Source organism: Mycobacterium talmoniae (assembly GCF_001854525.1).
Classification (GTDB): domain Bacteria; phylum Actinomycetota; class Actinomycetes; order Mycobacteriales; family Mycobacteriaceae; genus Mycobacterium; species Mycobacterium talmoniae.
In genome coordinates this window covers 1-3,346 of sequence record NZ_MLQM01000288.1, presented here as the reverse complement: position 1 = coordinate 3,346, position 3,346 = coordinate 1, and the positions used below count along the sequence as shown (strand labels likewise).

The 3,346-nt window shown below is 71.8% G+C and carries 4 protein-coding genes; all 4 read right to left on the bottom strand.

Annotation, left to right across the window (positions count from 1 at the left end):
• On the bottom strand, window positions 1–538 hold a 538-nt coding region (locus tag BKN37_RS26515), incomplete at its 3' end, for an acyl-CoA dehydrogenase family protein (protein WP_131823714.1).
• Window positions 535–1,488: an acyl-CoA dehydrogenase family protein gene (locus tag BKN37_RS26510; protein ID WP_071030217.1), complete on the bottom strand. Its 954-nt coding sequence runs from the start codon at window positions 1,486–1,488 to the stop codon at window positions 535–537. The genes BKN37_RS26515 and BKN37_RS26510, both read right to left, overlap by 4 nt.
• Window positions 1,485–2,615 carry an acyl-CoA dehydrogenase family protein gene (locus BKN37_RS26505; RefSeq protein ID WP_071030219.1) on the bottom strand — a complete coding sequence of 377 codons (1,131 nt, stop codon included), beginning with the start codon at window positions 2,613–2,615 and terminating at the stop codon, window positions 1,485–1,487. The genes BKN37_RS26510 and BKN37_RS26505 overlap by 4 nt, the downstream gene beginning before the upstream one ends.
• Window positions 2,615–3,346, bottom strand: a 732-nt coding sequence (locus BKN37_RS26500) for an AMP-binding enzyme (protein ID WP_165618406.1), incomplete at its 5' end; no start/stop codon positions are given. The genes BKN37_RS26500 and BKN37_RS26505, both read right to left, overlap by 1 nt.

Below are 3,346 nucleotides of genomic sequence, written 5' to 3'. Positions count from 1 at the left end.
CACAGCACAGACCAACACACCACAGACCACCCCACCCCCCCCCCCACCTCGCCCTCCCCCTAAGCGCCCGCCGGCCGCTGCAGAGTTCTATAACGGCGGCCGGCGCCCCCCCGGTGACCCGGGTCCCGCCGGCGTGCACGGCGATGACGGCGGCATCGCCGTTGATCACATACTCGGGGTCGAAGACCACCGCGCCGAGCGCGGCGCCCTCGGCCAGCCGCTCCAGGGCCTCGGTGTCCGGCTCGGCCGCGGCCAGCAGGGCCAGCTCGGCCAGCGTGGTGCCCAGCAGCGGGGTGGGCACCAGCGCCTTGCCCAGCTCCTCAAGCACGACCGCGGCGTCGGCCAACTCGCCACCGGCGCCGCCGAACCGCTCGGGCACCACCAGCGCGGCGGCCCCGACCTGCTCACACAGCAGCTGCCACAGCGACCCGTCGTAGCCGCGCTCCGATTCCATCGCCGCCCGCACCGCCTCCGGGCCGGCGTGCTTGTCGACCAGCGCGGCGACGGTCTGGCGCAGCAGCTCCCGTTCGTCACTCACAGCGCCTCCAATACGCGGCGACGGTGGGCGGCCGGGTCACCCCACGCCGCCCGCAGCGCCTGCACCCGCAGCAGCCACAGCGACAGGTCGTGTTCGGCGGTGAAACCGATGGCGCCGTGGGTCTGCAACGCCGACCGGGCGGCCAGCAGCGCGGCCTCGGCGGCCGCCACCTTGGCGGCGCTGACATCGCGGGCGGTATCGGCCGATTCGTCGGCGAGCGCCAGCGCGGCCCCGTACACCAGCGGGCGGGCCAACTCGAGCGCGATGTGCACATCGGCCAGCTTGTGTTTGATCGCCTGGTAGGAGCCGATCACCCGGCCGAACTGGGTGCGCTGTTTGGCGTAGTCGACCGCCGCGTCCAGCAGCGCCTGCCCGGCGCCGACCAGCTGCGCGGCGGTGGCCAGCGCACCGAACTCGTAGGCCCGGTCGGTGTCGGCGGCGTGCCCGTCACCGGATGCGGTGACCTCGAACAGCCGGCGGGCCGGGTCGACGGAGTCGTGGCGGGCCCCGGGCTGCGCGTCGCGGACCCGGCCGTCGCCGGCCAGCAGCACCAGCCCGGCGGTATCGGCGTCCACCGCCCGCGGCACCCGCGGCGGCAACGCGACGGTGGCGATCAGCTCACCGGCGGCCAGCGCCGCGGCGCGCTGGTCGTCGGCCAGCAGCACCGGTGCCACCGCAATGGATTCGGTGACCGGGCCGGGCACACACCAGCGGCCCAACCGTTCGGCGGCCACCACCAGATCCACCGGGTGCGCGGCCAGCCCGTCGAAGCGTTCCGGCACCACCAGGGCGGTGACGCCCAGCTCGGCCAGCTGCGCCCACACCTTGCGGCCCGGCGCGGTGTCGCCGCCGGACCAGGCCCGCACCGCGGACGGCACGTCGGCGGCGGCCAGCGCGGCGTCGATGCTGGCCGCGAAATCCCGCTGCTCTTGGTCTAGATCGAATTTCACTTCTTCTCCCGGGGCAGGCCCAGCAGCCGCTCGGCGATGATATTGCGCTGGATCTCGTTGGTGCCGGCGTAGATCGGGCCGCCGAGCGCGAACAGGTAGCCGTCGGTCCAGGAATCGGCCAGTTCGCCGTCCGCGCCGCGCAGGTCCAGCGCGGTCTGGTGCAGCGCGACGTCCAGGTCGCTCCAGAACACCTTGGTCACCGAGGATTCCGCACCCAGCTCGCCGCCGGCGGCCAACCGGGTGACGGTGCCGAACGTGTGCAGCCGGTAGGCCTGCGCCTGGATCCAGGCATCGGCGACCCGGTCCCCGAACGCGGGGTCCCGGTCGGTTTTCCAGGCCTGCGCCAGCCGCTCGGCCCCGACCAGGAACCGGGCCGGGCTGCGCAGCGACATGCCGCGCTCGTTGCTCGACGTGCTCATCGCCGCGCGCCACCCCTCATGGACGGTGCCGATGACATCGGCGTCGGGCACGAACACGTCGTCGAGGAAGATCTCGCCGAACCCGGTGTCCCCGCCGAGCTGGGCGATCGGGCGCACCGTGACGCCGTCGGCTTTCAGGTCGAACATGAAGTAGGTCAGGCCGCGGTGCCGTTCGGCGGTCGGGTCCGAACGGAACAGCCCGAACGCCTTCTCCCCGAACACCGCCCGCGAACTCCAGATCTTCTGCCCGTTGAGCTTCCAGCCGCCGTCGACCTGGGTGGCCGTCGACCGCAGCGACGCCAGGTCGCTGCCGGACTCCGGCTCCGACCAGGCCTGCGCCCAGATCTCCTCGCCGCTGGCCATCTTCGGCAGGATGCGGTCGAGCTGTTCCTCGGTGCCGTGCGCGAACAGGGTCGGCGCCAGCATCGAGGTGCCGTTGGCGCTGGCCCGCCCCGGCGCCCCGGCACGGAAGTACTCCTCTTCGAACACCACCCACTCCAGCAGGGTGGCGTCGCGGCCGCCGTATTTCTTCGGCCAGGCGATCACCGACAGTCCGGCGTCGAAAAGCACCTTGTCCCACCGGCGGTGCTGTTCGAACCCTTCGGCGGTGTCGTAGGACTTCGTCGGGAACGACGCCCGGTTGGCCGCCAGGAAGTCGCGGACTTCGGCCCGGAACTCCGCAACCTCGTCGTCAATATTCAGGTCCATCACGCCCACTCTCGTAATAGTGGTTTGACCACCTTGCCGCCGGGATTGCGCGGCAAAGCATCCACAAAGGCCACCGATCGCGGTGCCTTGAAGTTCGCCAAATGCTCGCGGGCGTAGGCGATCACGGCCGCCTCGTCGAGCCCGGATCCGGCCCGGCGGACCACAAACGCCTTGCCCACCTCGCCGAGCCGCTCGTCGGGCACGCCGATCACCGCCGCGTCGGCCACCCCGTCCAGCCGGGCCAGCACCTGCTCGATCTCGGCGGGGTAGACGTTGAACCCACCGCAGATGTACATGTCCTTGAGCCGGTCGGTGATGCGCAGGTTGCCGGCGTGGTCGAGCTGCCCGACATCGCCGGTGTGCAACCACCCGTCGGCGTCGATCGCCGCGGCGGTGGCGTCGGGGTCGTCGAGGTAGCCGAGCATGATGTTGGCGCCGCGCAGCAGCACCTCGCCGTGCTCACCGACGCGCAGTTCATAGTCGGCGATCGGTCGCCCGCAGGTGGTGGCCACCGTGACCGCGTCGTCGTCGGCGCGGCACATGGTGGCGAACCCGGCGGACTCGGTCAGCCCGTAGGCGGTCAGCACGATGTCGATGTCGAGTTCGGTCTGCATCCGCTCGATCAACACCACCGGCACCGTCGCCGCGCCGGTCACCGCGAACCGCAGCGAACTCAGGTCGTATTCGGCCCGGTCCGGATGATCCAGCAGCGTCTGGGAGATGGTGGGCGG